The sequence below is a fragment of the uncultured Nostoc sp. genome (assembly GCF_964245575.1).
In the GTDB taxonomy this organism is placed as follows: Bacteria; Cyanobacteriota; Cyanobacteriia; order Cyanobacteriales; family Nostocaceae; genus Nostoc.
Window position 1 is genome coordinate 1 of the sequence record NZ_CAXTNP010000281.1, and the last position, 9,480, is coordinate 9,480.

The following is a 9,480-nucleotide window of genomic DNA, read 5'->3' on the forward strand; positions in this document are numbered from 1 at the left end:
GGCTAGGGTGGGGTATTTTTAATGCTCTGTTAAATAACCACATATTACTGAGCAAAAATCAAAATATTCTTCCCTGTAAGAGCTTCTGCCAAGACATTTCCGTGTTTTGCGCAGTCTGTAGCAGCTTCCGCCAAGACATTTCCGTGTTCCGCGCAGCCTGTAGGAGCTTCCGCCAAGACATTTCCGTGTTTTGCGCAGTCTGTAGCAGCTTCCACTTTCACGTTATTAGAAACAGACTTGTGTTACAGCATCTTCCCTTAAATAGAACAGGCTTTTGAGGTACAGCACTGCTGTGCCTCAACAATAAATATGGTTTCAATTGCCAAAAAATGTTGTAGGGAATTTAAATTTTAGGCTTTTTCAGAAAAATCAACAATTTCACCTATGACAACTTTTTCAACAATTGTCCACTATAGAGTTATCAGGAATTTAGAAAATGAGTATTAATTATGGCAAGGTCAAAACGCAATTCACGTACTCTTGGCAAAGCTGAACTACGTCTAGCAAGCATTAAATCTATTAGTCCAACTCTCGATGTCGGAGAGAGCTTAACAGTCAAAGATTATACTGAAAAAATCGAAAGTCTCCGCCAATCTCTAGAAGCATACAATACTACCCTCTCCACTCTTGATGTCTTACTAACCCAGATCATTGAAAATGAACAAGATTTGGCAGACTATTCTGAGAAAATTTTGCGTGGTATTGCTTATAAATATGGTAATGATAGCCATGAGTATCAGATGGCTGGAGGTATTCGTAAAAGCGACCGCAAGCGTGCTGTGCGTCAAAGCCTGGTTTTACCGAAGTAAGTAGGCGCGATTAAACGCGATCGCATAGATTACCAACCAGAATTACTGATTTAGCTTTGATTGGGGAGCGATCGCAATTGGATTACTCTTGTAGGAAGTAAAAGTGCGATCGCAAAACCTAACCTGATATTTTGAGAGAAGCAAAACCATTTTGTCTCATTCCCAGCCGAAAACTGGGAATGAGGTTTTAAAAGAGTTTTAACTTATAATTGATACCAATTACAGAGGTTTTTCGACTTTTGCAAAAGGTCTAATCTGTTAGCTTTGAGTCACAGCCTCTTTCGCCAAGAACTTCTCTAATTCTGTCAGCGCATCAGCATCAACCTTAGTTTGCATTGGGCAGAACTTAGGCCCACACATCGAACAAAACTCAGCAGTTTTATAGATATCTGCTGGTAAAGTTTCATCGTGATATTCCTTAGCTCTTTCTGGGTCGAGTGATAATTCAAACTGACGGTTCCAATCGAAGTTGTAACGCGCCTTAGAAAGTTCATCATCTCTATCCCTTGCACCAGAGCGATGTCTAGCAATATCAGCCGCATGAGCTGCTATTTTATAAGCAATCAACCCATTCCGCACATCTTCGGCATTTGGTAGACCCAAATGTTCTTTAGGTGTTACATAACACAGCATTGCAGTACCGTACCATCCAGCCATTGCTGCTCCAATAGCTGAAGTGATGTGGTCATAACCGGGAGCAATGTCTGTTACCAATGGCCCCAAAACATAGAAAGGTGCTTCAGAACACTCTTCCATCTGCTTACGGACGTTGAACTCAATTTGATCCATTGGGACGTGTCCAGGCCCTTCCACCATCACCTGTACATCATCTTCCCAGGCTTTGCGAGTTAGCTGTCCAAGGGTTTTCAATTCAGCTAATTGTGCTTCATCTGAGGCATCATGGGTGCAGCCAGGACGTAGAGAATCTCCTAAACTGAAGGAGACATCGTACTTTTTGAAAATCTCAATAATATCTTGGAAATGGGTATAAAGCGGGTTTTGTTTGTGGTGATGCAACATCCACCTTGCCAAAATCCCGCCGCCGCGAGAGACAATACCAGTGAGCCGGTTTCTCACCAAAGGCAAATGCTCAAGCAAAATCCCTGCGTGGATAGTTTGATAGTCTACTCCTTGCTGGGCGTGCTTTTCGATGATATGCAGAAAATCATCAGCAGTTAGGTTCTCGATTGTGCCGTGGACGCTTTCTAAAGCTTGGTACACTGGCACTGTACCAATGGGAACAGGTGAAGCCTTGATGATTGCGGTACGAATTTCATCCAAGTTACCGCCACCTGTGGACAAATCCATCACGGTATCAGCACCGTACTTCACGGATAGATTCAGCTTATCAACTTCTTCTTGAAGATTAGAAGAGTTGGGAGAAGCGCCGATATTAGCATTTACCTTACATCTAGAGGCGATGCCAATAGCCATCGGCTCTAAATTAGTGTGATTAATATTAGCCGGAATAATCATTCGTCCCCGCGCTACTTCGTCACGAATGAGATCAGCAGGGAGATTTTCGCGCTGGGCGACGTAGTGCATTTCTTCGGTGATAACACCTTGGCGGGCGTAGTGCATTTGAGATACATTACTCTGCCCACGTCGTTTAGCAACCCATTCTGTCCGCATATTGTAATTCCTCAATAAACAGCTTCCCTCCGCTGGTATTACCCAGACTCAGGTGTTAAGGGTGTGATCTCAGCCTGGTTATATAGGCACCCCTAGCATGGATGTAGTGTACCACCTTCGTTATGTCTGAGGGCAAGTGAGTTAAAAATTTATGCTGTTTTTTCGGAGTCTGGCGATATCTACGACGGGCTGCGCCTACGCTGTTTCTGTTGAATAATGTCTAATATTGCCTTGTGGATTTCTTCTGGAATCATTGATGCGGGATAAGTCGCAGAGGGAGGTTTTGCCGTCAAACGATCTGCAAATGCGTAAAAAGCCTCTTGATCATCTTGGTGTGCAATGACATAGGCGCCTAATTCTGCCTTGCTCATAGCATCAAAGTTTGGTTTACTCATGGATATTCCCAGTTGCCATCACGACTAATCAGAATTTCTATATCTTCTCCAGCTAAGATGAATATTTTTCCAGTGCGATCATCCAGACACACCATATAAATTAGTTTGGAAATATTTCTCAAGAATTGACACAGGTAGACACATTTTAAGGCTTGTGCTGCTGTTAGAAGGATAACCACTCCTTTGATATAAAAGCTTATTTATATTTTATATTTTATAGTAATTTAATGTAATCAAAGCGATACCATAGTCTGCTAATTTTGCGATCGCTGAGATTTCTGGCTATTGGCGTGCAACCATCTTGTGGTTTAACAAGCTGTAAGTCCAACATCAGAAGAAAAAGATTGTTCGCAATACTTTCTAATTAGGGCTTGGGCATTTTCGCGTCGGTTTCCTGTAAATAAATTACATATTACTTCTTCCGATTGAGAGTAAAGATGTAATAATCCAAAGTCTTTCACCCGTGAATAAAGTAAGGGAATCTCTGCAAGAGCGAGTAAAGTGGCTTTTTTGCGATCGCGCTCTTTTGCTTCATCTGAGTCATGATATGAAGACTGAAAATCTACAACCAAACAAGGTTTATAATCATGGTTTGTTATTAAAGCATCCACATTAGAGCTAAAGAAAAATTTTTTTAGTTCCCAATCAATGCTCTCGTCTAGGGAGCAAAATTGACATAAGCTAACCTGTGTATGAATTTTATAACTATCATCTACACAAGTTTGCAAAAACTCTAGCATCCTTTCTTCGTATGCATTAACTAGCCTTTTTACTTTGACAGACATTATTGTTGCTCCATAAGGATTTTTGCAAAATAAGTAATAAATTCTTCTAAAACTTCTCTCGAATTTATAGCTACCTGATATGCATAATTAAAAAGCTTGTCTTTACCTATGTCGCCCTTCCCAATTTTTAAGCAGCAGTCACTATTATCCAAAAAGTTTGAAAGTGGATGCTTACTGATATATTTTTTTTGGATTATATCAATGAGTTCCATATCATTAATATTCTGAGTTTTAGAATCAGAATAAGAATTTTTGGCTTCTTTATAAGCTATACCATCAAAATTTAATTCAAAATCTCCTGTAATTTGGCTTTTAAAAGTTTCTCTATATTCTTTACTTAAATCAAAAAAAACGTTTTTTTGGCTAGGTCTGATCCAATAAAATTTTGATATTTCTTGAAACATTGTTACTACATTTTTCAATTCACGCATTTTTGTTAAAAAATTGATTGAAAAGTTTAGCTTTAGCAAATATGGCTCTAATATCTCCTGAGGAATAGAAATGGATAAACCTTCTTTTCTTTGAGCCAAAATAAGCTGATAACGTTTAGCTCCTTTTCCAGGATTTTTCAATTTATATCCTATATATTGAGATGTACGTTTTTCCTCAAACTTGTCATAAAAACCAAGTTTATTCAGCAGACTGGTAGCCAAAGACATTAAATCCTCTCCGCCTTCAATCACCTGAATATTTGTTGAAATCAAACGAGGTACGCCGTTTTCTACCTCAAAACGCTGGATGACATCGTATATAATTTTTGACATTAGCTATTTTCCAAAAACCTTGGATTAGGTTCATGGGAATAGTGTAACGCTTATCCTGAAATAATCCAATAGTCTTAGATAAGATTTTTAGATTTTCTAGGAAGTGCTTATTCTCCCTATAGCTTGATGACTGTACGAAAGGCGATCGCACCCTCACACCTTTCAAGCAAAAGCTTTTAACCACCAGGTATTATGAGGCGATCGCCTTGAATTTGTACCTTGACTCATCCATTGCTGAGTTGCGCGAATTGTACGTACCTGAGTAAAAAAAGGTCTTACTACGCAAAACCGCCCCTCTCCGACGGGCGAGAGGGACAGACTTGAACGACAGTTCAAGGCAGGTAGAGGTTTTTCAAATTCACGTTACTGTTAGCTGAGTACAACTGTTTCAGCAAGTAGGCACAGCTACTTTCGCGTGTTTGTTAACGTAGTCCATAAATAATTGCTTCAGCCGGGGACTAACGCCAGCGTGTTCAAAGAATCCAAAACCCAGATTCTTAGCTCTTGCTAAGGTTTCCTCTGGCGTTAATCCTTCCTGGATAGCGATACTTAAGAGCGCAATTCCAGTCGATCGCATCCCGGCTGCACAATGCACAACTGCTGGTTTAGGGATTTGTTCGAGTGTCCTGAGAATTTTGGTAATAGCCTCTTCATTCAAATTTTTTAAATCCACCTTGAGTGGAACATTTGTATAATGCAGCCCCAATGCTTCCGCTACTTTTTGCTCATCCTGGGAAAATCCTAACTCATCAGGCGATCGCAGATTTAGAACGGACTTAAAACCTTCTTGGATAGCTTGCTCAAGCTGTTTTGGTATAACTTGTCCTGTTGTTGTCAAGTATTCGTTAATCTGTATGGCGTTGATCACATTCACTCCTTTTCAATTTCTAATGGCTTCCAGCTTGGTAAATAGTCTAATCAGCAAGCTTTAAGAAGATATTCAAATAAGCACCGCAAAATTAGCCAAATATCAAAAGATATTGCTTGATTAATTCAAAATACAGATTTTGAAGCTGGTTATTTTATTGCTTTATCTATATTATACGGTTTGTCGATAGGTTTAGTGGAGATTAAAACTTATTATAGTTCTTACGTATAAAATTACCGTAGCTTATATTTTAGGAGTTGTCATTGATCGCGATCGAATTACAGGCGGCGTCAGTAGTTATCCCCAAACTTCCTGTGCGGCGGTACTTGCTCGTGTTATAGATGCGAGCCAAAATTTTCCGGAAATCAGACGGCAAATTGTCCAGCGAGTTGTGACTCAATTGCAAACTGCTAAGATCACTAAAGCAGTAGAGAATTTGGCTAGTTGATGTGTTGCGATGTCTTTGACAGTTACTGACTTGTACTGAGCATCTCGACTTACTTCGACTACGCTCAGTACAAGTCGCTCAATGGAACCTCTGTCGAAGTAGCTTTATCGTACCCTTTCGGGGATCTTGCTACACGCAGCCTCTTGTAGAGAAGTGCGGGCTATGACGCTCGTTCGCCTTTGGCGTCTCCCCTTCTCACATTGGGAGAGGCTAGCGCCAAGGGAGAAGACTCGCTAACGCTTCGCTATCGGCGTCGCAACTAAAATTTCTCATAATATACTAAAAAGTTAAACAGGCATGTAATCTGAATACCAGCCCTGAACCTATGAGCGCTAACGAAATATCTCTTCGGCCTGCCCAAGAAACAGATGCGTGGGTGCTGAGTGCAATTCATGTTGCTGCCATCAAAGCTCTGCCTGCAACTTTCTACACCCGAAAAGAACTTTTAGCTTGGCGTAATAACCGCGACAAACCTGATGGTTCAAATATCTTGAAGAGTATGAAAGTGGAAACTTTCTGGGTTGCGATCCAGGGAGATGCTGTTATAGGTTTTGCTAGTTTTATTGTTGATGAACTAATCGGGCTGTATGTCCATCCTAAATATCAAGGTAAAGGGATCGGCCGTGCTTTAGTTCAACATTTTTGTGATGAAGCAACTAATCAAGGTATAAATAAGGTAATTACAACTGCTAGCCTCTATGCCGAAGGGTTTTATTTACGACTAGGATTTACTGCCATCCAAAGAGCACCTCATTATTTAAGAAGTGGAGTAGTTGTCCCAGTTACTAAAATGAGTAAAATATTAACTATTGCACCGAAATAAATTTGAGCCGATATAAGATTTACAATAACTTTAAAAATGCTGGTATTAATATTATTTTTCTTCAAGCTGCGATAGCTTTTTCCACATAACATATCATGGAAGTAAGTACTTGCCAGCATAAATGAATAAAACCATCCGGTCATCAACTCTCACCCGTACACGTTTGATAGAAGCCGCCTCGCAGATATTTGCTAGTTTCGGTGTTCAAGGAGCAACTACCCGTGAAATAGCTCGTGTTGCTGGTGTAAATGAGGTGACTTTATTTCGCCACTTTGCTAGCAAAGAACAACTTTTAGGAGCAGTAATCAAAAATGCCTTGGCACTCCAGACAGAAGCCCTTGCACACCCCCAAGCGTGGACGCAGGATCTAAAAATTGATTTAATCCGGTATGCCCATCTTTACAATACTATGCTAGAGGCACAGGAAGACTTAATTCGTACCTTTATTGGAGAAGCCAAACGTCATCCTGAGGCAGCAAAACAAGTGATTCAAGAAGCTGCCAAGCCCTTAGGGGAGAAACTGGTAGCTTACCTGCAATCGTGTCAGAGACGAGGCACTGTCAGAGCAGACCTTGATCTATTTCCAGCAGTTGATATGTTTAAAGGAATGCTATTAGCTGGAATGCTATGCCGTAGTGCAAATTGCAATCAAGGTAGCTATAGCTGTGAGGACTATATCGAAACCTGTGTAGATATTTTTGTGTGCGGTATCAGTGCCACTCCGCTCTCAGTTGTCAATAGGGCTGTAAGCGATGATTTTTGAAGGTAAGTTATTTCTGCGTGACTCCCTAGCAAAACTACTCAAGAGGCAACAGCTTTAGCGATCGCTACTGAATACAATTTATGTTCAATCGATATTAATAGTAATTAAAATTCACCAACCTATTTACAAAAATCAATATATATGAAAATATTGAAAGGTAAAGTTGTCAGTGGTTTAGGAAACTTTTCTTACTGGATTGAAAAACTCCAGGAATATTACTTGAGAAAAACGGGAATGAAATTCTTCCCTGGAACTTTAAATATTCAGTTAGATCAACCTTACCATCTCCCAAAAAATGGGGGAAGTCTGAGTTGAAAAGCTTTTTTGGCGATCGCAGGGACAATGTTTTCCCCAGTGCGATCGCACCCAATCATCAAAAACAAACCCCGTGCTACATGACGCGTTACGGGGTGTAATTTGGGGAAGCGGGGGAATGGGTCGATACATTTAAACTGCCAGTAAAACCAATTAGCAAAGGATAAATACCAGCTTTTTCTGCGGCTTGGAACATTAAACAATGTATAGCCCAATGTCCAAGCAGCCAGTCATAAACTTCTTCAACTACTTCACGAGGGTTTAGAGAACGGATGGAAGTTTTGACAGGATCGAAAAAGCGTGGCATTGATCATTTTGTCAGAATGTAACCCTCTGTCCCACATTAGCAACATTCCTGATGTAACCGAGCGTAACAGTTTTTGTACTAAACTCCAGCATCAACAGTGGTTTCGCTAAAGTTAATCGCGGTGGTGCTTTCATCTGTAATGTCATCTGTGTCATTGAGAACTTGAACTTTCAGGGTAGGAGTATTTTTGGTCGGGTCGGCTCCAATGCCAGCATCGATCGCAGGACTTCCAGATTTGAGGCGAAAGTCATGATTCGCTGCATCAACAAACAACGGGTCTTTGTCCAAAATATTTCCTGATCCTGTATTTTTACAAGTTCCGTTGTAAGCTAGGTTGTTGTTAAAGGAAACATTAGTAGATTTAGGAATATAACAGGCAGGATTTACGTCACTTGCATACATAATGTTCTTAGAAACATGAACATTTTCACATTTGTTAAGGGAAATTTCTGCGACTGGGACTGGGCGTTTTTGCGAGTTTTTATACATTGTATTATTTTTAATCTCTACATAGTTTTCTCCATTAAAAATCTCAATACCTGCGCCACTATTGTTGTAGCTTATGTTGTTATAAATTAAGGCTTTGCCTTCATAGAATAATTTTGTCCCTGATTCAGTCTCAATGTAGCTTCTATCAAGGATTATTCCATGACCTTCCGTTATTTCTCCAGTTTCAAGAGCACGTATTCCTTGCTCGTTGTTAAAGCAAGTATTGCCCTTAATTATTACTTTGTAGTCGTTGGGGTTCTTTTTGTCAAAGTCCTGGAGGTTCAGCATTGTAATGCCTTGGGGTCCATTGGGAGAATAGGAACAATTATCGGAAACAACATTGTTTTCAACAGTAATGTAATCTGACTCAATTGCTGCAATCCCGCCACCGGGGAAGTCAGAAACTATGTTGTCGATAATTGTTATGTGGTGTGATTGTAATCTTGCACTATTTTTTTTAATGGTAATTCCATTTCCAGAAGTCTCAGGCCTTTTTGGATCATCTTGATGCTGTTGGGCGTAATTTAAATCAATCTCACCTTTTGCGCCTTTGAGAGTTAAGCCTTTGATTACAATATACGAGGAACCTGTAATTAAAATAGCATTCCAATTGTTTTTGTGTGCTTCTAAAACAGGTGGTTGTTTAGTAGAATAAGCAGCAAATGTGATCGGCGCGGCTTCGGTACCGTGCTTATCTGAAATACTCAGGATATCAGAATTAGGATGGGTATTTTCGTAAGTACCATCCAAAATCTTAACAGTATCACCTGCCTCCACCAAGTTCGCGGCTTTTTGGAGGGTGAATGCGGCTTCTTTGCTCAAGCCATCATTTTTATCATTGCCTGTTACAGAAACGTAGTATGTTTTGCTAGTCATGAGATTAACTCCGAATGTTTATAATGAAAATTGGTATTACGTTCTCAGCAACTTTTTTCAGTTGCTAATTGAATGGGTCATCTGTCTGGACTTTTCTGACTTTTCACGGCAAGTCCTTAAGCCTCGAAAAAGCGTGACTCTTTCCACAGGTTAATTCTCAATAGCCTTAAGTTAATGAAAATAGCTAACGGAAAAATCAGGGCTTG

At 40.1% G+C, this 9,480-nt stretch carries 12 protein-coding genes, 1 pseudogene and 1 riboswitch; of the genes and pseudogenes, 4 read left to right on the forward strand and 9 right to left on the reverse strand.

The window, feature by feature from the left end; all coding sequences use genetic code 11:
- Nucleotides 1-449 precede the first annotated feature (449 nt).
- Complete coding sequence (locus ACFFAP_RS31190; RefSeq protein WP_375514842.1) at nucleotides 450-809, forward strand: hypothetical protein; 360 nt, start codon at nucleotides 450-452, stop codon at nucleotides 807-809.
- Between the two features lie 258 nt (nucleotides 810-1,067).
- Here the strand turns inward: ACFFAP_RS31190 and thiC are convergent, their stop codons facing one another.
- From thiC to ACFFAP_RS31220, 6 genes are all read right to left on the reverse strand, one after another.
- Complete coding sequence (thiC, locus tag ACFFAP_RS31195) at nucleotides 1,068-2,441, reverse strand: phosphomethylpyrimidine synthase (RefSeq protein WP_375514843.1); 1,374 nt, start codon at nucleotides 2,439-2,441, stop codon at nucleotides 1,068-1,070.
- 7 nt (nucleotides 2,442-2,448) lie between these two features.
- A riboswitch (TPP riboswitch) is annotated at nucleotides 2,449-2,545 on the reverse strand.
- A 75-nt stretch (nucleotides 2,546-2,620) separates the two neighbouring features.
- Nucleotides 2,621-2,836: a DUF6887 family protein gene (locus ACFFAP_RS31200; protein WP_375514844.1), complete on the reverse strand. Its 216-nt coding sequence runs from the start codon at nucleotides 2,834-2,836 to the stop codon at nucleotides 2,621-2,623.
- A complete protein-coding gene (locus ACFFAP_RS31205; RefSeq protein WP_375514845.1) occupies nucleotides 2,833-3,015 on the reverse strand; it encodes a DUF6888 family protein in 183 nt (60 codons plus the stop codon). The genes ACFFAP_RS31200 and ACFFAP_RS31205 overlap by 4 nt, the downstream gene beginning before the upstream one ends.
- Before the next feature lie 129 nt (nucleotides 3,016-3,144).
- Entirely contained in the window at nucleotides 3,145-3,621 is a 477-nt protein-coding gene (locus ACFFAP_RS31210) for a DUF2726 domain-containing protein (protein ID WP_375514846.1), read from the reverse strand.
- Nucleotides 3,621-4,385 carry a hypothetical protein gene (locus ACFFAP_RS31215; RefSeq protein WP_375514847.1) on the reverse strand — a complete coding sequence of 255 codons (765 nt, stop codon included), beginning with the start codon at nucleotides 4,383-4,385 and terminating at the stop codon, nucleotides 3,621-3,623. Before ACFFAP_RS31215 ends, ACFFAP_RS31210 begins: the two co-directional genes overlap by 1 nt.
- 388 nt (nucleotides 4,386-4,773) lie before the next feature.
- On the reverse strand, nucleotides 4,774-5,253 hold the full coding sequence (locus tag ACFFAP_RS31220; protein WP_375514848.1) for a beta-lactamase hydrolase domain-containing protein: 480 nt from the start codon (nucleotides 5,251-5,253) through the stop codon (nucleotides 4,774-4,776).
- 773 nt (nucleotides 5,254-6,026) lie between these two features.
- Between ACFFAP_RS31220 and ACFFAP_RS31225 the strand changes: the two genes are divergently transcribed.
- The 3 genes from ACFFAP_RS31225 (at nucleotide 6,027) to ACFFAP_RS31235 (ending at nucleotide 7,602) form a co-directional block, all read left to right on the forward strand.
- Entirely contained in the window at nucleotides 6,027-6,524 is a 498-nt protein-coding gene (locus ACFFAP_RS31225; protein WP_375514849.1) for a GNAT family N-acetyltransferase, read from the forward strand.
- Nucleotides 6,525-6,645: 121 nt separating this feature from the next.
- Nucleotides 6,646-7,287: a TetR/AcrR family transcriptional regulator gene (locus ACFFAP_RS31230; RefSeq protein WP_375514850.1), complete on the forward strand. Its 642-nt coding sequence runs from the start codon at nucleotides 6,646-6,648 to the stop codon at nucleotides 7,285-7,287.
- A gap of 141 nt (nucleotides 7,288-7,428) precedes the next feature.
- The gene (locus ACFFAP_RS31235; protein ID WP_375514853.1) at nucleotides 7,429-7,602 is read left to right on the forward strand and encodes a DUF120 domain-containing protein; all 174 of its coding nucleotides are present in this window, start codon (nucleotides 7,429-7,431) and stop codon (nucleotides 7,600-7,602) included.
- Here the strand turns inward: ACFFAP_RS31235 and ACFFAP_RS31240 are convergent.
- From ACFFAP_RS31240 to ACFFAP_RS31250, 3 genes and pseudogenes are all read right to left on the reverse strand, one after another.
- A complete protein-coding gene (locus ACFFAP_RS31240; RefSeq protein ID WP_375514851.1) occupies nucleotides 7,566-7,805 on the reverse strand; it encodes a hypothetical protein in 240 nt (79 codons plus the stop codon). The two genes, ACFFAP_RS31235 and ACFFAP_RS31240, sit on opposite strands and share 37 nt — an antisense overlap.
- Nucleotides 7,730-7,982, reverse strand: a pseudogene (locus tag ACFFAP_RS31245) (hypothetical protein); the annotation flags it as partial. The gene ACFFAP_RS31240 and the pseudogene ACFFAP_RS31245, both read right to left, overlap by 76 nt.
- A 5-nt stretch (nucleotides 7,983-7,987) precedes the next feature.
- A complete protein-coding gene (locus ACFFAP_RS31250) occupies nucleotides 7,988-9,274 on the reverse strand; it encodes a right-handed parallel beta-helix repeat-containing protein (protein ID WP_375514852.1) in 1,287 nt (428 codons plus the stop codon).
- Nucleotides 9,275-9,480: the final 206 nt, after the last annotated feature.

Bases quoted from the DNA above. Each gene is read 5' to 3' on its own strand.
- ACFFAP_RS31190 (WP_375514842.1), top strand. From the start codon at position 450: ATGGCAAGGTCAAAACGCAATTCACGTACTCTTGGCAAAGCTGAACTA.
- thiC (WP_375514843.1), bottom strand. From the start codon at position 2,441: ATGCGGACAGAATGGGTTGCTAAACGACGTGGGCAGAGTAATGTATCT.
- ACFFAP_RS31200 (WP_375514844.1), bottom strand. From the start codon at position 2,836: ATGAGTAAACCAAACTTTGATGCTATGAGCAAGGCAGAATTAGGCGCC.
- ACFFAP_RS31210 (WP_375514846.1), bottom strand. From the start codon at position 3,621: ATGTCTGTCAAAGTAAAAAGGCTAGTTAATGCATACGAAGAAAGGATG.
- ACFFAP_RS31215 (WP_375514847.1), bottom strand. From the start codon at position 4,385: ATGTCAAAAATTATATACGATGTCATCCAGCGTTTTGAGGTAGAAAAC.
- ACFFAP_RS31225 (WP_375514849.1), top strand. From the start codon at position 6,027: ATGAGCGCTAACGAAATATCTCTTCGGCCTGCCCAAGAAACAGATGCG.
- ACFFAP_RS31230 (WP_375514850.1), top strand. From the start codon at position 6,646: ATGAATAAAACCATCCGGTCATCAACTCTCACCCGTACACGTTTGATA.
- ACFFAP_RS31235 (WP_375514853.1), top strand. From the start codon at position 7,429: ATGAAAATATTGAAAGGTAAAGTTGTCAGTGGTTTAGGAAACTTTTCT.
- ACFFAP_RS31250 (WP_375514852.1), bottom strand. From the start codon at position 9,274: ATGACTAGCAAAACATACTACGTTTCTGTAACAGGCAATGATAAAAAT.